14 protein-coding genes, 1 tRNA gene and 1 pseudogene are annotated in these 16313 nt (G+C 65.7%); 7 read left to right on the forward strand and 9 right to left on the reverse strand.

Going from position 1 to position 16313, the window contains the following annotated elements:
- Positions 1-241: 241 nt before the first annotated feature.
- A tRNA-Gly gene (locus TQ38_RS01960) sits at positions 242-315 on the reverse strand.
- Between the two features lie 127 nt (positions 316-442).
- Positions 443-1927, reverse strand: coding sequence for a diguanylate cyclase (locus tag TQ38_RS01965; protein WP_043973722.1), 1485 nt, complete (start codon positions 1925-1927; stop codon positions 443-445).
- Positions 1928-2203: 276 nt separating this feature from the next.
- Here TQ38_RS01965 and TQ38_RS30775 point away from each other — a divergent pair.
- The 5 genes and pseudogenes from TQ38_RS30775 to TQ38_RS01990 all read left to right on the forward strand — a co-directional run.
- A pseudogene (locus TQ38_RS30775) lies at positions 2204-2363 on the forward strand (YjbQ family protein); the annotation flags it as partial.
- Entirely contained in the window at positions 2360-3208 is an 849-nt protein-coding gene (locus TQ38_RS01975; protein ID WP_043974488.1) for a cytochrome b/b6 domain-containing protein, read from the forward strand. The pseudogene TQ38_RS30775 and the gene TQ38_RS01975, both read left to right, overlap by 4 nt.
- On the forward strand, positions 3205-3966 hold the full coding sequence (locus TQ38_RS01980; protein WP_043973719.1) for a molybdopterin-dependent oxidoreductase: 762 nt from the start codon (positions 3205-3207) through the stop codon (positions 3964-3966). The genes TQ38_RS01975 and TQ38_RS01980 overlap by 4 nt, the downstream gene beginning before the upstream one ends.
- 106 nt (positions 3967-4072) lie before the next feature.
- Entirely contained in the window at positions 4073-4747 is a 675-nt protein-coding gene (locus TQ38_RS01985) for a CDP-alcohol phosphatidyltransferase family protein (RefSeq protein ID WP_043973716.1), read from the forward strand.
- Between the two features lie 146 nt (positions 4748-4893).
- Positions 4894-5112, forward strand: a complete 219-nt coding sequence (locus TQ38_RS01990) for a hypothetical protein (RefSeq protein WP_043973714.1) — start codon at positions 4894-4896, stop codon at positions 5110-5112.
- A 90-nt stretch (positions 5113-5202) separates the two neighbouring features.
- Here TQ38_RS01990 and TQ38_RS01995 read toward each other — a convergent pair whose 3' ends face one another.
- The 3 genes from TQ38_RS01995 to wecB all read right to left on the reverse strand — a co-directional run bounded on the left by TQ38_RS01995 (position 5203) and on the right by wecB (position 8568).
- Complete coding sequence (locus tag TQ38_RS01995; RefSeq protein WP_370059793.1) at positions 5203-5727, reverse strand: CHAP domain-containing protein; 525 nt, start codon at positions 5725-5727, stop codon at positions 5203-5205.
- Positions 5728-6134: 407 nt separating this feature from the next.
- Positions 6135-7451, reverse strand: a complete 1317-nt coding sequence (wecC, locus tag TQ38_RS02000) for a UDP-N-acetyl-D-mannosamine dehydrogenase (protein ID WP_043973708.1) — start codon at positions 7449-7451, stop codon at positions 6135-6137.
- Positions 7441-8568, reverse strand: coding sequence for a non-hydrolyzing UDP-N-acetylglucosamine 2-epimerase (gene wecB / locus TQ38_RS02005; protein ID WP_043973705.1), 1128 nt, complete (start codon positions 8566-8568; stop codon positions 7441-7443). The genes wecC and wecB overlap by 11 nt, the downstream gene beginning before the upstream one ends.
- 115 nt (positions 8569-8683) lie before the next feature.
- Here wecB and dcd point away from each other — a divergent pair, with 115 nt between their 5' ends.
- Together dcd and TQ38_RS02015 are read left to right on the forward strand one after the other, a co-directional pair.
- Positions 8684-9238, forward strand: a complete 555-nt coding sequence (dcd, locus tag TQ38_RS02010; RefSeq protein WP_043973702.1) for a dCTP deaminase — start codon at positions 8684-8686, stop codon at positions 9236-9238.
- Between the two features lie 236 nt (positions 9239-9474).
- On the forward strand, positions 9475-10053 hold the full coding sequence (locus TQ38_RS02015) for a DoxX family protein (RefSeq protein ID WP_043973699.1): 579 nt from the start codon (positions 9475-9477) through the stop codon (positions 10051-10053).
- A gap of 13 nt (positions 10054-10066) precedes the next feature.
- On the opposite strand, the gene TQ38_RS02020 is transcribed toward TQ38_RS02015, so the two are convergent.
- From TQ38_RS02020 to kdpB, 4 genes are all read right to left on the reverse strand, one after another.
- The gene (locus tag TQ38_RS02020; RefSeq protein ID WP_043973696.1) at positions 10067-10756 is read right to left on the reverse strand and encodes a response regulator; all 690 of its coding nucleotides are present in this window, start codon (positions 10754-10756) and stop codon (positions 10067-10069) included.
- Positions 10753-13455, reverse strand: a complete 2703-nt coding sequence (locus TQ38_RS02025; protein ID WP_043973693.1) for a sensor histidine kinase KdpD — start codon at positions 13453-13455, stop codon at positions 10753-10755. Before TQ38_RS02025 ends, TQ38_RS02020 begins: the two co-directional genes overlap by 4 nt.
- Positions 13452-14048: a potassium-transporting ATPase subunit KdpC gene (gene kdpC / locus TQ38_RS02030; protein ID WP_043973690.1), complete on the reverse strand. Its 597-nt coding sequence runs from the start codon at positions 14046-14048 to the stop codon at positions 13452-13454. Before kdpC ends, TQ38_RS02025 begins: the two co-directional genes overlap by 4 nt.
- Before the next feature lie 235 nt (positions 14049-14283).
- Positions 14284-16302: a potassium-transporting ATPase subunit KdpB gene (gene kdpB, locus TQ38_RS02035; RefSeq protein ID WP_043973688.1), complete on the reverse strand. Its 2019-nt coding sequence runs from the start codon at positions 16300-16302 to the stop codon at positions 14284-14286.
- Positions 16303-16313: the final 11 nt, after the last annotated feature.

Raw genomic sequence — 16313 nt, forward strand, 5'->3', positions numbered from 1 at the left:
ACCAATTGCAATTGAAAATATAGGAATTTGGATTGCCGTTCTTGCCGTCGGCAATGGCTGGGAGTGCGGCGAAACGCTGATCCTGCTAAGCCCGGCATGGCGCTGTAAGCCACCAAGCAGATCATCGAAGAGATCGAATTGCGTGTTGCAAGTACGTTTGCCGCAAAGTTACCGCGCAAAGCATCTGTGCGAACCGCAATGAAGGCGGTATAAACGCTAGGATTTCTGCTGCTTTGGAAGCTGGAGCGGGTGAAGGGAATCGAACCCTCGTCGTAAGCTTGGGAAGCTTCTGCTCTGCCATTGAGCTACACCCGCGTTTCAAGCATTTGGCTTGATTTTCGCGCGCCGGTTTCGCGGAGATGCTCCGCCGAGACGAGGGCCTACTGCCACGATGACGGGCGCGGCGTCAACGTCTCGTTTCTGGCACGTCGTGCCCTTGCGATCAGGCGGCCTTCCCGCCTTTCGGGCCAGCAGCGGATTGTACCACGCGCAAGGGCGGCGGGGCGCGGTGGATTACCTGATTTCTGCCGTTTCTCTTCGCTTCGTAGAGCGCTGCGTCGGCCGATGCGACAAAGTCTTCGACGCCGTCGTCCAGCGAGTGGGCGCAGGCCAGGCCGATACTGACGGTCACGATGCCCGGGCCTCGTCCCAGGGGCATCAGCAGCGCTTCCACTGCCGCGCGCATCCTTTCGGCGATTTTTGCCGCATCGCGAGGGTCTATGTCGACAAGGATGGAGGCGAATTCTTCTCCGCCGTAGCGCGCGACGAGGTCGAAATCGCTGCGGGCACATTCGGTCAGGGCGGCTGCGACACTGCGCAGTCGCTCGTCGCCTACGGCGTGGCCGAAGTGGTCGTTGAGCTGCTTGAAGTTGTCTATGTCGATCATCAGCAGGGCGAGTTGATCCGAAGACTGCTCGCGGCGGTTCCATTCCCGGCGCAGCACTTCATCGAAGCGCCGCCGGTTGGGGATGCAGGTAAGGGCATCGACGTGGGACAGAAGGGTAAGTTGGTCCTGCTCCTCGAAATTGCGAAGCTGCACCAGAACAGTGCGCAGGCCGTAGCCGATGGAGGCGATGACGCAGCCGGTGATGGCCATCGTCGGGTCGTAGCGGACCAGCAGCACGGATACCGTGAGCAGGGTCAAGGGGATCAGCATCGGGCTGCCCGCTTGTACCACCCGGGCGAAGGCGCGTGAGCTGGTGGTTGCCGAGGCGCGGGGAAAACCCCCTTCCAGGGCGAGCCACATGAGCAGCAGGAACGGCAGGTCGATGATTACGTCCACCGGGTGACCGTAGTCGCTATCGCCCTGGTAGTGGTTCATGTAGGCCGCGCAGATCAGGTAGGCGATGGCATAGGCCGTCACCGCCCGGAAGAACCCGAGCCGGCGGCCGGGCCGCGCGAAGTAGCGCATGACCGCGAAGACCGCGATGAAGCCATTCTCGATGTCGAACATCATACGCAGTTCGCCGCGCTCCTGCGGTGCGGTGCCGAGGGGCGTGCTCAGATGGCATATATAGGCGTAGAAAAGCCCGCCCAGCGCGGCCGCCATGGCGGCGTCGACAAGGCGGGGCGGCCACTTTTCATCCTCAGGGCTGACGAGAGTGAAGATCAGGGGTACGCCGTAAAGCACGTAGAGCAACATGCTGAGCCGGTCTTCGCTGGTGACGTCGAGGAACAGGGTGTTGACCATCGTCGCGGCCATTCCGCCGGCCCAGCACAGCATCGCCGCGCCGACCGAAAGCCAGCCTTCCAGCCCTTCCTTCCAGCCTCGGTACAGCGCTGCCGAACCTGCGGCGACGGGGGCGCCGATCAGCCACGCGAAGGAGATGTCCATCGCCGCGTCCCGCGCCAGGAGCACTGTTCCGGCATGGGCTGCCAGAAACAGGATCGGAAGTACGGCAATGATTACCCCAGTTGTGTGCCGCATGGTACTTTCCTGACGCGGGGCACTATCCCATCTTTATTTCGCACATTCATGTTGATCGAAGGTTAATTGAGAATCCTGGTGGCGGCATTGATATCGAGCGGAAATTGTTCACTTTCCTTTTAACGGGCAACGATCTTTGCGCATCAGGCCTGCCAGCTTCCGGTGATTGGTGGTCTATAGATGGCGGGGCGATTCGACTTTAACGGCGCTGCCGGCATCGGCGACCAATTCGGCGATCGTGCCCCATCCAGCACCTGCGCGGCAGGGACGCGTTGCCTTCAGGTTCCCGTCATCGGCGGGTATGATGCTGGGCATATGGCAGGGGATTTACCTTGCCGAACATCGCCGTGTGGCGCACCGTCGGCAGGTTGCGGTCCACCTGATCGGGGAACGATCAGGGATGGAAGATCGCATATGGAGACTGGTCCTGCCATGATTGACCCTGCCGCCTCTTCTGCCCCGCAAGGAGGCGAACTGGTACGGCGGCATCGCTGGCCGACGCGGGTGTGGCACTGGACCAATGCCGTGACCCTGCTCGTGATGTTGATGAGCGGGCTGATGATCTTCAACGCCCACCCGCGCCTTTACTGGGGCGAATACGGGGCGAACTACGACAAGGCCTGGCTCAAGGTCGGCTCGGCGCGCAGCGGCGGGGGCGAACAGGGCTATATCGAAATCGCCGGGCACCGCTGGGACACGACCGGGACGCTCGGCCTGTGGACCGACGCCGACGGAAAGGTCCAGCGCCGTGCTTTCCCGTACTGGGCCACGATCCCCTCGCGTTACAGTCTGGCGATCGGGCGCATCTGGCACCTTGCCTTTGCGTGGGTGCTGGCGGCCGGGTTGCTGCTGTATCTCGCATGGTCGCTTGTTGCCGGGCACATCCGCCGGGACATTCACATCACCCGCGCCGAGTGGCGACCTTCGCATCTGTGGCACGATATCCGCGAGCATGCCCGCCTGCGCTTTCCCACCGGGGCGAGCGCACTGCGCTATTCGGTGCTCCAGAAGCTCGCCTATGCCGGAGTGCTGTTCGGGCTGCTGCCGATGATGATCCTTACCGGGCTGGCCATGTCGCCCGGCACCGATGCCTGGGCGCCGCTCGTCACCGAGGTGTTCGGCGGGCGGCAGTCGGCGCGGTCGGTACATTTCATTTGCGCCTGGGGGCTGGTCGGGTTCTTCGTGCTTCACATCGTCATGGTGGTGCTGGCCGGGCCGCTGAACGAGGTGCGCTCGATGGTGACCGGCTGGTATCGCTTGCCTCGGGAGCGCAGGCCATGACCCTCATCGTCTCTCGCCGGGGCCTGATCCAGGCCGGCGCTGCTGGAGCAGGGAGCCTGCTGCTACCGGGCTGCGACCGCCTGTTCGACAATCCCGCTTTCCGCGAGACGCTGGAAAGCGGCGAGAACCTTCACCGCGTCACCCAGCGCGTGCTGGGGCGAAATGCACTGGCGCGGGAGTACCGCGAGGCTGACATGTCGCCCGCGTTCCGCGCCAACGGCAGCCGCGAGGTTACCGATCCGGCCTATCGCCAGCATCTGGCGCAGCACTTCGCCAACTGGTCGCTGATGCTGGGCGGGTTGGTCGAGCATCCGCTTACCTTGTCGCTTCAGGCCTTGCGCGATCTGCCGCAACGCCGCCAGATTACCCGCCACGACTGCGTCGAAGGCTGGAGTGCGATCGGCCAGTGGCAAGGCCCGCGCCTTGGCCTGCTGCTGGACATGGCGCGGCTGCGGCCGGAAGCGCGCTACCTCGTGTTCCACTGCGCCGACCTTTACCATGGCAGGCCCTATTACGAATCAATCGACATGGTCGACGCCTTCCACCCCCAGACGATCCTGGCCTGGGCGATGAACGGCAAGCCGCTGGAAGAGGCCCACGGGGCGCCGCTGCGACTGCGGGTGGAGCGGCAACTGGGCTACAAACACGCCAAGTTCGTCGCCCGGATCGAGGCGGTGGCATCGCTCGAGGGTATTCACGGTGGCAAGGGCGGCTACTGGGAAGATAACGGCGCTTACGCCTGGTATGCCGGAATCTAAAGCAACCGGGGATTGTGCCGGTTTGGGACCCGCGGGAAGCGACGAAACGGGGGAGGCGGGAGCCGGTTTGCCTTGCCAAGTAAACGACTTGTCACAATAAGGCACCATGCAGGACAATCGCATCGCACCCCCCGCCCGAATCCAGCAGAATATTCTGGCTCTCGGTGAACGGCGCCTGCTGAACTGGCTTTGTGCGCGTATGCCTGCCTGGGTTAAGCCGGATCTGCTGACTGGCCTGGGCATGGTCGGCGCCGTGCTGATCTTTGCGGGATATGCCACCAGCCTGCTCAACGAGGACTGGTTGTGGCTGTGCATGCCCGGCTACCTGCTGCACTGGTTCGGCGATTCCATGGATGGCAGCCTTGCCCGCTTCCGCCATATCGAGCGGCCGCGCTACGGCTATTTCCTCGATCACAGCTGCGATGGACTGGCCACTTTCCTGATCCTGCTGGGCATCGGCGTCAGCCCTTACGTGCGGCTCGAAGTCTCGCTGATCGCGCTGGTGGGCTACCTGCTGATGTGCATCCATGCTTTCCTTGCGGTGCGCGTGCTTGGCGAGATGCGCCTGTCCTACCTTTCCGCAGGGCCCACCGAACTGCGCCTGATCCTGATTTCGCTGACGTTCGCCATGCTCATCTTCGGCGACAAGCAGCGCGACATGGAAGCGATGACCAGCTTCGACTGGTTCGTGGGCAGCGTCGGTTTGATCCTGATCGGGCTTTTCGTGGTCCAGACCATCAAGTCGGCGCGCAGGCTGGCCCGGATCGAACCGCCTCAGTAAAGGCGTTTCCGTTCCCGGATGGCGGACGGCTTCCTTCGCGTTCACCGCAACTTCAGGCGTACACGGGTCTAGCCGTTGATGGCGGGTGCGACGCCGTGGCCATTGGCCGCCTTGACCGGGGCATACCCGGGAAGGATCGAAGACACGTGAAGACAACCAGCGTTACCCTCCTCGCCGCTCTGGCGTTTGGCGTTTTTGCGCCCACGTTCGCCGCTGCGCAGCCGGCCAAGGCGGCCGTGCATACCGCAAAGACGCCGGCGGGTCAGAAGAAGGCTGCCGTGAAGAAGACCCCTGCGAAGGCGCAGAAGAAGGTTACCTGCCGCTATCAGATGCAGAAGGGCCGAAAGGTCAGGGTCTGCAGGTAAGGCACTCGGCCGTTCCTCCTCGCTTTGGCGGGGAGGTTCAGGCGGGATTTTCCTTGCCGGTTGCAACAGCGCCTTTGTCAGGCGCGGGGATCAGCCCTTGGCGGCGATGTCTGCGAAGGCGGTTTCGAAGCGCTCGCGGTGCGGAGCGGCGATTGCCGGCTCGGCGTCTTGCGTGCCCGGTGCATAGATGAAACCGAAGGCCGGGCTGGCGCGCAGGCCCAGCGACTGCGTGGGCGAGTACCACACGCGCACGTTGCTCCAGTCGCCGTTTGCAGAAACGTCTTCGGCCATGGCCGAGGTTTCGATCATGCCGGGGCGCGACCAGTTGGCGTGGTTGAGGACGACGTGACGATCATCGACGATCTTCTTCACCACCGCGACATGGCCGACGCGCATGGCACCGCTGGCCTTGAATACCAGCACTGAACCGGTGCGCGGGGTCTGGCCGCGATCATAGTTGCCTTCGGCCTGCGCCCACCAGGTGGCGGCATTACCGTGCAGGTCGATGGCCGAATGCGCGCGCGCATAAGGCACGCACTGGAGAGGCTGGGCCAGCGCCGGAGTCGCCACAAAAGCTGCGAGCGACATTACAAGTGCGGCGATCTGGGGAACCATTCTCATGGATCAGTGTTATAACGCGCAAGTCTTACCGCGATAGCGAAGGGCCTTGCCAGCCGCCGTGCCTCTGCAACGGTTCATCGCTCAATTCGTCGGTTCATCCACAGCGATGAAATGATTGGGCGAATCGGATGTAAACGATTTGCAGCGGATTGACCCGTGGGCCGCCATTTGCTCCCATTCCAACCCGTCACCATTTCCTCCCATCACCCCGCGACCCTGAACTTGTTTCAGGGTCGATTTCTGCGGTTTACGCCGGCTGTGTGGATCGGGAGGACGCCTCGCGGCGCCTTGTCCAAGCGCCTGCGCGCGTCAGGAGATAGACCCTGAAACAAGTTCAGGGTGACGGGGTGGAATGGGATGGGGCGCCGGCATGGGAGGCCGGCGCCATTTTGGATGAGAGTTCAGCCTGCCGCCAGGGCCAGCTTCGCGCTTTCTTCGCGTACGACGCGCGGTTGGTCGGGCCAGATACCGCGGGTGTCGTAGACCAGCTTGTCGGCGCGCTCGGCCAGCGGGACGACGCGGAAAACGTCGTGGTCCACCAGTACGATGAGGATATCGCAGGTCTCCAGCGCCTCGTCGACGTCGATGTGAGTGACGCCGCTGTCGGTGAATTCCAGCGGCAGTTCATCGGCGTAAGGCTCCACCACCGACATGCGGTTGCCGAACTTGCGGGCAAGGCGGCTGGCGACGAAGCGCGCCGGGCTTTCGCGGAAATCGTCGATGTTGGCCTTGAATGCCAGGCCCAGGCAGGCGACGCGGGCATCGGGGTGCGCTTCCACCAGTGCTTCGGCCTTGGCGATGACGTGGTGCATCTTGCCGTCGTTGACGCCGCGTGCGGTGCGGATCAACGGGGTTTCCTCAGGCGCGCTATGGACGATGAACCAGGGGTCCACCGCGATGCAGTGACCGCCCACGCCCGGACCGGGCGAGAGAATGTTGACGCGCGGGTGGCGGTTGGCGAGGCGGATCACCTCCCACACGTCCAGCCCCATGCGGTCGGCCACGATGGAAAGCTCGTTGGCGAAGGCGATGTTGACGTCGCGGTAGGCGTTCTCGACCAGCTTGGTCATTTCCGCCGCGCGGGCATCGGTGGTGACGCATTCGCCGCGCACGAAGCGCTTGTAGAAAGCTAGCGCCTTGCGGGCGCAGCGCGGGGTGATGCCGCCGATGGAGCGGTCGTTGTTGGTCAGTTCCTCAAGGATGCGTCCGGGAAGGACGCGCTCGGGGCAATAGGCGATGGAGATGTCGGGCGTTTCGCGCGTGAGGCCGGGGATCTTCAGGTCAGGGCGCATCTCGGCGATCATGTCGCGCATCTTTTCGGTGGTGCCCACCGGCGAGGTCGATTCCAGGATCACCACGTCGCCCGCTTTCAGCACCGGCGCGATGGTGCGCCCGGCGGCCAGGACGTAGGAGATGTCGGGGGCGTGATCCCCCGTCTCGTTGGTTTCGAAAGGCGTTGGCACGGCGATGACGAAGACGTCGGCCGGGGCGACCTCAATCGCGGCAGAGAGCAGCCCGCGCGCGACGACGCCCTGCACGAGGCCATCGAGATCGACTTCCTCGATGTGGATTTCGCCGCGATTGATGGTGTCGACCACCTTCTGCGAAACGTCGAGGCCAAGCACCTTGCACCCGGCACGGGCGATCACGGCGGCGGTGGGAAGCCCGATGTAGCCGAGGCCGACGACACAGACGCTGGGCTTATTGTCAGATTTCATTCGCAAGCAGCTCCACGATTCGGCTGGAAGTATGCCCATCCCCGAACGGGTTGTGGGCGCGTGCCATGGCCTCGTAGGCCGCCTTATCGTCCAACAGGGTTGAAATTTCGGTAACGATGCGGCGCGCGTCGGTGCCTACCAGTTTTGCGGTGCCCGCTTCCACGCCTTCGGGGCGCTCGGTGGTCTCGCGCATGACGAGGACGGGCTTGCCCAGCGCCGGGGCTTCTTCCTGCACGCCGCCGCTGTCGGTCAGCATGATCTCGGCAATGGCGAGCAGGCGGGCGAAGTGGGGGTAGTCCAGCGGCTCGATCAGGGCGACGTTGTCGAGGCCTGCGAGGCCTTCGTTCATCACCTTGCGTACGTTGGGGTTGAGGTGGACCGGGAAGATGACGGCGGTATCGGGGCGCTGGGCGATTTCGCGGATGGCCTGGGCGATCTGCTCCATGCCCTCGCCGAAGTTCTCGCGGCGGTGGCTGGTGACGCCGATGATGCGTTTGCCTGCAAACCTGGCTTCGAGCGGCGCGAGACCGGCGGCGAGGGCGGGGTTCGCCTCGATCTGCGCGGTCACCCACTTCAGCGCGTCGATCACGGTGTTGCCGGTTACGTGGACGCGGTCGGCTGCGATGTTTTCCCTCAGGAGCGCGGCCTCGCTGGTGGTGGTCGGCGCGAAGTGGAGGGAGGCCATGGCGCCGATGATCTTGCGGTTCACCTCCTCGGGCCAGGGGTGGTAGATGTTGTAGCTGCGCAGGCCCGCTTCGACATGGTCGACCGGAACCTTGCGATAGTACGCCGCCAGCGCGCCGGACATGGCAGTGGCGGTATCGCCCTGGACGATGACGCGGTCCGGTTTCACGATGTCCATGACTTTGCCCAGCCCGGTGAGCAGGTTGGCGGTGAGCACGTCCAGCGTCTGGTCGGGCTGCATGACGTCAAGGTCGTGATCGGGCACGATCCCGGCGATCTCCAGCACCTGATCCAGCATCTGCCGGTGCTGCGCCGAGACGCAGACCACGCATTCGAAGCGCGGGTCGGCCTTCAGCGCATGGACGACGGGGAAAAGCTTGATCGCCTCGGGCCGGGTGCCGAATACGACGAGGATGCGTGCGGGACTGGTCATGAGGGGGCGATAGCAGGCGAATGTTAAGCATGGAATAAGAGGCGCGGATCACAATTCCCGTGCGGCGGGGCGGGGCCGGGTGGACAATCCCCTCGTCTTGGGCAAAGCAGCGGGCATGGCAATTCAAAGCGACAAGTGGATCCGCACCCAGGCCCAGGCACACGGCATGATCGAGCCGTTCGTGGAGGCGCAGCGCCGTGACGGATGCATTTCCTACGGCCTGTCCTCCTATGGCTACGATGCGCGGGTGGCGGACGAGTTCAAGATATTCACCAACGTCGATTCGGCGGTGGTCGATCCCAAGAACTTCGACAGCAACTCCTTCGTCGACCGCAAGACGGACTGCTGCGTGATCCCGCCCAACTCCTTCGCGTTGGCGCGCACGGTGGAATACTTTCGCGTGCCCAAGGACGTTCTGGTGATTTGCCTGGGCAAAAGCACGTATGCGCGCTGCGGGATCATCGTGAATGTCACCCCGCTGGAGCCGGGCTGGGAAGGGCACGTCACGCTGGAATTTTCGAACACCACACCGCTGCCCGCCAAGATCTACGCTAATGAAGGCGCCTGCCAGTTCCTGTTCCTGCAGGGCAACGAGCCGTGCGAGGTCAGCTATGCGGACCGTGCGGGCAAGTACATGGGCCAGCGCGGGGTAACCCTGCCAAGGCTGTAGCAGACCGTTTCAAAATGCGCAGAAGAGCGCATTTTGAATGCCGCACCAGTCCACTCCCCCACCCGGCACCCAACGGCAGTATTCTATGGGTGGCCGGGTGGGGGAGTGGGCTGGTGCGGCAGAATGGGCAAAGCCCATTCTCAAACGGGCTCGAAGGCCTGGCCGTAGCTCCTTCGGGAACAAACCGCCCGCGCGCCCGCTTCTTCCGGCATGGAATAATTGCCGGGAGACGTGCCTTGTCGAAGATTGCCGCCATAATCGGGCGCTTCCTGATTGCCCTGATCTTCATATTCTCCGGTGCGGGAAAGCTGATGGACATCGGCGGCACCGAAACGATGATCGTCGCCGCTGGTCTGCCGGCGGGCCTCGCCATTCCCACCGGCCTGTTCGAACTTGTCGCGGGGCTGTGCCTTGCCGCCGGGTTCATGGTGCGGCTGGTGGCAATCCTGCTGGCCGGCTTTACCGCGATGACCATTCTGTTCTTCCACGCGCAGGTTGGCGATCCGATGCAGCGGGTGATGATGCTCAAGAACTGCGCGATCATCGGCGGCCTCGCACTGGCGTTCGCGCATAGCCAGATGTGGAGCCACTATTACCTCATCGCCAGCCAGCGCCGCGGCGAACTTGCCGCCCGTGATTCCGACGAGCGGGTGCGCAATGCCGAACTGCGTGCCGCCAAGGCCGAGGCCCGCGCCGATGCCCTGGAAAGTGGCGGTACTGTGGTAGCAGCAACGCCGACCGCTTATGAACCGCGCACCGTCGTCACGGAAAATGGGGTGCCGGTAAAGCGCCGCAGCCGTTTCTTCGACTGGTAATCGGAAGGCCGCGCTACTCCGCGATCGTCAACCGGTAACCAACGCCCGGTTCGTTGCGGAGTAGGACCGGCTCCGACGGATTATCCTCCAACTTGCGGCGCACCCCGCGCGCCGCGACGCGAAGGTATTCCACGTCGTCGTCGTGGCCCGGTCCCCATACCGCGCGCAGTAGCTGGGCGTGAGTGATGACGCGCCCCGGATTGCGCGCCAGCTCCGCAAGGAAGCCGTATTCCTTGGGGGTAAGGTGGACCTCTGCTCCGGCCTTGCGCACGGCGCGGGCCAGGAGGTCTACCTCCACCGTGCCGACGCGCACCTGCCGGCCAGCCGGTCCTTCCGGCAGGCGGCGGCGCAACGCGGTGCGGATGCGGGCGAGCACTTCTTCACTGTCGAAGGGTTTCGACACGTAATCGTCCGCGCCGAGATCCAGCGCGGCGATCTTCTGGGCCGTCTCGTCGCGCGCGGAGACGACCAGGACAGCGGTGCGCCCTGCCATCAGCGGTATCAGTTCCAGCCCGTCACGGTCGGGCAGGCCAAGGTCGAGCAGGACCACTTCGGGCTTGTCGATATCAAGCGCGGTCATCGCCTCGCGCGCTGTGCCGGCTTCCACCACGCGGTATCCTGCGCGCGTCAGGCCGGCGTGGAACAGGCGGCGGATCGCCGGTTCGTCGTCGACGACAAGGACCGTCAAGGGGTTTGCGCTCATTCCTCGGGCCATTCCTTGAGGTGTTCCTGGTCGAAATGGAGGGTAAAGCGCGCGCCGGGCGCGTCGTCGCGGTTCGCGGCGGAGACGGTCAGCCCCATGGCTTGCGCGAAACCCTTGACGATGGCGAGGCCGAGGCCAGAGCCGCCCTTGCGATCCGAACCTTCGATGCGGGCGAACGTGCCGAAGATGCGTTCCTCCTCACCCGCGGGGATGCCGGGGCCGGCGTCAAGGACTTCAAGGTCGATACCGCTGGTGGCACGGCGGGCGCGGACGGTGATCTCGCGGCTCGGATCACCGTGCTTGGCGGCCCCCCCGTGCTTTACAGCATTGTCCAGCAGGTTGAGCAGGCAATGCTGGAACAGTTGAGGGTCCACCATCACCATAGGCGTGTCGAACGGGATCGCCGCTTCCACCGTGTAGCCGGACAGGACCGCGCGCATGTCCTGCAGCACGGCGGCGACGGCTTCGGCAAGGTCGACCGGTTCGGTGGTGCCGTGCAGGGCGCCTGCCTCGATACGGACCATGTCCAGCAGGTTGCCGACGAAACGGTGCAGCCGCTCGCCCGCGCCGCGCGCCTGTGCCAGCAGGCCCGCCTGCGCCGGTTCGGTAGCGCGCAGTTCGGCCAGTGAGCCCAGCATCGTGGTCAGCGGGGTGCGCAGGTCATGGCTGACGGAGGAGAGCAGCGTCTGGCGCAGCCGGTCTCGCTCGCGCACTTGGACGAGTTCGGCCATCTGGGTTTCCAGCGCGATACGCTCCAGCGCCAGCCCGCCCTGGTCGAGCAGGCTGAGCAGCAGCGGCAACTGGTCGGGCCGCACCGGCGCGCGGGCATCGCTGCGTGAAAGGCCGAAAACACCAAGGCAGGTCTGGCCCGCGGCGATCGGGTGGAACAGCCATTCCGATGCGGTGAGCGTGTCCGAACCGCGCCCGGCGGGCTGGTCGTTCTCGAACGCCCAGCGCGCGGCGGCCATGTCCAGCATTTCGAGGTGTGCGGGGCCGGGCCAGCTCGCTTGGAGCGTCAGGCCCTGATCGCCCGGCATCAGCAGCACGGCATTGCCGTCAAGAATGCGGCCGATCTCGGCGCAGAGGACCTGCGCCAGTTCCTCGGGCTGGCTGATCGCGGTGAGGAGGCGCGCAAAACCGGCCTGGGCATTGCTGCGCGCCGCGCTGGCCTGCGCCTGCAAGGCATGTTCGCGCACCCGCGAGGCAAGCTGGCTGGCAAAGATCGCCACGCCCAGCAGCACCAGCACGGTGACGATGTTGCGCGGGTCCTCGATGGTCAATGTATGCGTGGGCGGGATGAAGAAGAAGTTGTAGGCGAGCGAGGAGACCAGGCCGGTGACGATCCCCGTCCGCAGGCCATAGCGCGTCGCCGCCAGCATCACCGGGACGAGGTAGATGATGCCAAGGTCGGTGATCGTCCCGCTCGATCCGATCAGCGCGCCCGCCAGCGTCACCGCCAGCGTCAGCCCCAGCGAGACGAGGTAGCCGCCTATCGTGCCCCAGTTGCCCAGATGCAGGTCGTGGGCGCTGCGGCGCGGCGCAGGCGTGTCCATCGGCAGGACGTAAAGGGCCATGCCGTGCCCGCGCCCGCGCACCAGCGCGTCGACGATCGAACTGTGGCGCATTTCGAACCAGCGCGAGCGGCTGGACTTGCCCACCACCAACTGCGTCGCGCGGGCCTCGGCAGCGAACTGGGTGAGGCCGGCGAGGACGCTTTCGGCGGGCACGCTGGCGACTTGCCCACCCAGCTGCGCAGCAAGGTGGAGGGTTTCGGCCAGCTGGGCATTGTCGGCGGCGCCGAGGCGGGCGGTGCGCGGGGTCTCGATATGAACAGCGGTCCAGGGCACGCGCTGGGCATCGGCAAGGCGCTTGGCCGTGCGTACCAACTCCATGCCTGCGCGCTGCTCGCTGACGGCGACGACGACGCGGTCGCTTGCCGCCCATGTCCCGGCCATGGCGTGGGCGCGTACATGCTCCAGCATCTGCGCATCGACCGCCTGAGCGGCGCGGCGCAGGGCAAGTTCGCGTAAAGCGGACAAGTTGGATTTGGAGAAGAAGTTGCCCAGTGCGCGGCCTGCTTCCTCGGGGACATACACTTTGCCCTGGCGCAGGCGCTCGATCAGTTCGTCGGGCGGGATGTCGACCACTTCGAGATCGGCGGCGTCCAGTACGCGGTCGGGCAGGGTTTCGCGCACCCGCACATGGGTGAACGAGGCAACGACGTCGTTCAGGCTTTCAAGGTGCTGGACGTTGAGAGTGGACCAGACGTCGATCCCGGCATCGAGCAGTTCCTCCACGTCCTGCCAGCGCTTGTCGTGGCGGCTGCCGGGCGCGTTGGTGTGGGCCAGTTCGTCCACCAGCACCAGGGCGGGGCGGCGGGCGAGCACCGCGTCGATGTCCATCTCCTCCAACGCGTGGCCTTCGTAGGCGATGCGCTGGAGCGGCACGATCTCCAGCCCCCGCAGGCGGGCGGCGGTTTCGGCGCGGCCGTGGGTTTCGACCACGCCGACCACCACGTCGGTCCCGGCGGCGCGGCGGGCGGCGCCTTCGCCCAGCATCTCGTAAGTCTTGCCCACCCCCGGAGCCGCCCCGAGGAAGACCTTGAGGCGGCCGCGCTCCTCGCGCGCCGCAGCGCGGAGCAGGGCGTCCGGGTCGGGCCGGAGGGGGTTGTCAGGCCAAGGATCGTGAGGGAGGTTCACCGGGCTGCTTGTGCGCCGGTCTTCGCCATGCTGTCGAGGGCCAGATTGAGTTCGAGGACGTTAACCTGGTCTTCGCCGATGAAGCCGAGCAGGGGGTGTTCCTCGTGCAGCGTTACCAGCGCCTTGACCCGCGCCGGGTCGAGGCCACGTGACTTGGCGACGCGCTCTACCTGCCAAAGGGCCGCCTCGGGGCTGACGTGGGGGTCAAGCCCCGAGGCGGAAGTCGTCACCAGGTCGGACGGAACGTTGGTCCCCGGTGATTTGCGCAAGCTGGCGACATCGCCCGCGACCCGGTCCGCGAGCGCCTTGCTGGCTGGGCCGAGGTTGGAGCCGGACGATGCCATGGCGTCATATCCGGCCCCGGCGGCGGAGGGGCGGCCGTGGAAGTAGCCCGGCGCGGCGAATGCCTGCCCGATCAGGTGCGAGCCGACGACGTGGCCGTCCCGCTCGATCAGGCTGCCATTGGCCTGCGCGGGGAAGAGGGCCTGCGCGATGCCGGTCAGGGCGAGCGGATAGGCAAGACCCAACAACAGGGCGAAAAGCGCGGTGAGGACCAGCGCGGGGCGCAGGGCGGTGGTGAGGTGGTGGGTCATCGTGTGTCTCCTTGGGAGAGCGAGCGGGGCAGCGTGAAGGGAAGGGGCGTGCGTCCCCGAAAGGAAAGCGTCACCCTGAACTCGTTTCAGGGTCCATTTCTACGCCCACACCGCCGTCCGATCGGCACGATGGATCCTGAAACGAGTTCAGGATGACGGTGCGTGCGAACGGGACCATGCTGGCGGCGCGATGGGGGCGGCAACGCGATGGCGTGGACAGAGAAGCTGCGGATCATCACACCAGCCCCAGCCCGGAAACCGCCATGTCGATCAGCTTGATCCCGGCGAACGGAGCCACCAGTCCGCCGAGGCCGTAGACCCCGAGGTTGCGCGCCAGCAGCGGCCCGGCGGCCATGGGGCGGTAGGTCACACCGCGCAGCGCGAGGGGCACCAGCGCCGGGATGATCAGCGCGTTGAACACGATAGCCGAAAGGATCGCGCTCTGCGGGCTGGCAAGGCCCATCACGTTGAGCACGCCCAGCCCCGGATAAAGCGCGGTGAACATGGCCGGGATGATCGCGAAGTACTTGGCCACGTCGTTGGCGACCGAGAACGTGGTCAGCGCGCCGCGCGTCATCAGGAGCTGCTTGCCGAGGCCGACGATCTCGATGAGCTTGGTGGGATCGCTGTCGAGGTCGACCATGTTGCCGGCCTCGCGCGCGGCCTGGGTGCCGGTGTTCATGGCGACGCCGACGTCGGCCTGCGCCAGCGCGGGGGCGTCGTTGGTGCCGTCCCCGCACATCGCCACCAGCCTGCCGCCCTGCTGCTCGCGCCGGATCAGCGCCAGCTTGTCCTCGGGCGTGGCCTCGGCGAGGAAGTCGTCCACTCCGGCCTCGGCGGCGATGGCGGCGGCGGTGAGCGGGTTGTCGCCGGTGATCATCACCGTGCGGATGCCCATGCGGCGCAGTTCCGCGAAGCGCTCGCGCACGCCTGCCTTGACCACGTCCTTCAGGGCGACGAGGCCGATCAACCGTCCGTCGCGGGCCACGGCAAGCGGGGTCTGGCCGAGGCGCGCGATCTCCTCCGACTGGCGGCGCAATTCGGCGGCAACGGGAGAGGCGGCGGCTTCCGGGTTGGCGCGCAGCACCGCATCGACGGCGCCCTTCTGGACAAGGCCGGCTGCGCTCCTCACGCCCGAGATACGCGTCTGAGCGGTGAAGGGGATTACTTCCGCATCGCCGGGCAGGGCGAGCGAAAGGCCGAAACGCTCACGCGCGAGGACGACGATCGAGCGGCCTTCGGGCGTCTCGTCGGCAAGGCTGGCCAGCATCGCCGCTTCCGCCAGCGCGGCGGGACTGGCGCCGCCGACGGGGCGAAATTCGCTGGCCTGACGGTCGCCCACGGTGATCGTGCCGGTCTTGTCGAGCAGAAGCACATCGATATCGCCCGCCGCCTCGACCGCGCGGCCGGACTTGGCGAGAACGTTGAAGCGTACCAGACGGTCCATCCCGGCGATGCCGATGGCGGACAGCAGCGCGGCAATGGTGGTCGGGATCAAGGTGATGAGCAGCGCCGCCAGCACCGCGACGGGGATCGCGCCGCCCGCATAGTGCGCAAAGGCCGGGATCGTCGCGACGGCGATCAGGAAGATGATGGTGAGGCCGACCAGCAGGATGGTGAGGGCGATCTCGTTGGGGGTCTTCTGCCGCTCGGCGCCTTCGACCAGCGCGATCATGCGGTCGAGGAAGCCTTGGCCCGCCTCCTGTGTCACCCGCACGCGGATTTCGTCGGAAATCACACGGGTGCCGGCGGTGACGGCGGAGCGGTCGCCCCCGGCCTCACGGATGACGGGGGCGCTTTCCCCGGTGATCGCCGCCTCATTGACCGAGGCGACACCGGCGACGACCTCGCCGTCCGCCGGGATCAGTTCTCCTGCGGCTACCATGACCTCGTCGCCCTTTTTCAGCTGCGAGGCGGAGAGAGTGCGGCCATCGGGCAGCCGGGCGCTGAGTTCCGAGCGGGTGGCGCGCAAGCTGGCTGCCTGCGCCCGCCCCCGCCCTTCGGCGAGGGCTTCGGCGAAGGTGCCGAACAGGACCGTGAGCCACAGCCAGCCGATCAGCTGGATCTGAAAGCCGGCGGGCAGCGGCTCGCGGCCTACGATCAGCAGGACGGTCAGCAGCAGCGCAACGACGGCGGTGGTGAACAGCACCGGGTTGCGGATCAGCTGGCGTGGTTCCAGCTTGCGGAAGGCCTCGCCGATCGCGGGGCCGACCAGCTTTGCCGAGAACATGGAAGTGGGTGTCTGGGTGGTCATGGGATGCGCCT

This window comes from Novosphingobium sp. P6W (assembly GCF_000876675.2).
In the GTDB taxonomy this organism is placed as follows: Bacteria; Pseudomonadota; Alphaproteobacteria; order Sphingomonadales; family Sphingomonadaceae; genus Novosphingobium.

Coding starts and splice junctions, on each gene's coding strand:
- kdpB (WP_043973688.1), bottom strand. CDS start 16,302: ATGACCACCCAGACACCCACTTCCATGTTCTCGGCAAAGCTGGTCGGC.
- wecB (WP_043973705.1), bottom strand. CDS start 8,568: ATGACCAGTCCCGCACGCATCCTCGTCGTATTCGGCACCCGGCCCGAG.
- TQ38_RS01995 (WP_370059793.1), bottom strand. CDS start 5,727: ATGGTTCCCCAGATCGCCGCACTTGTAATGTCGCTCGCAGCTTTTGTG.
- TQ38_RS01980 (WP_043973719.1), top strand. CDS start 3,205: ATGACCCTCATCGTCTCTCGCCGGGGCCTGATCCAGGCCGGCGCTGCT.
- TQ38_RS02020 (WP_043973696.1), bottom strand. CDS start 10,756: ATGAGCGCAAACCCCTTGACGGTCCTTGTCGTCGACGACGAACCGGCG.
- TQ38_RS01965 (WP_043973722.1), bottom strand. CDS start 1,927: ATGCGGCACACAACTGGGGTAATCATTGCCGTACTTCCGATCCTGTTT.
- kdpC (WP_043973690.1), bottom strand. CDS start 14,048: ATGACCCACCACCTCACCACCGCCCTGCGCCCCGCGCTGGTCCTCACC.
- TQ38_RS01975 (WP_043974488.1), top strand. CDS start 2,360: ATGATTGACCCTGCCGCCTCTTCTGCCCCGCAAGGAGGCGAACTGGTA.
- TQ38_RS01985 (WP_043973716.1), top strand. CDS start 4,073: ATGCAGGACAATCGCATCGCACCCCCCGCCCGAATCCAGCAGAATATT.
- dcd (WP_043973702.1), top strand. CDS start 8,684: ATGGCAATTCAAAGCGACAAGTGGATCCGCACCCAGGCCCAGGCACAC.
- wecC (WP_043973708.1), bottom strand. CDS start 7,451: ATGAAATCTGACAATAAGCCCAGCGTCTGTGTCGTCGGCCTCGGCTAC.